The organism is Dellaglioa sp. CoH-55-MRSF-9 (genome assembly GCF_056782155.1).
On the sequence record NZ_JBXAYG010000093.1, the window covers coordinates 1 to 267 of the forward strand.

1 pseudogene is annotated in these 267 nt (G+C 65.9%); it reads left to right on the forward strand.

The window, feature by feature from the left end:
• Positions 1 to 156 (forward strand): annotated as a pseudogene (locus AC1RPV_RS07925) (ATP phosphoribosyltransferase); the annotation flags it as partial.
• Positions 157 to 267 lie beyond the last annotated feature (111 nt).

Below are 267 nucleotides of genomic sequence, written 5' to 3' on the forward strand. Positions count from 1 at the left end.
CGCGAACACTTTGCCGCGAAGGGCGTGCACGTCGACCTGATCAAGCTGTACGGCTCGATGGAGCTCGCGCCGCTGGTCGGGCTGGCCGACGCGATCGTCGACCTCGTCAGCTCGGGCGGCACGCTGAAGGCGAACAATCTGGTCGAGGTCGAGTAGATCATGGCGGTCTCGTCGCGCCTCGTCGTGAACCATGCCGCGCTGAAACTGAAGCGCGCGGCGCTCAAGCCGATCCTCTACGCGTGCGAACGCGCGTCGCAGAATGGCGGT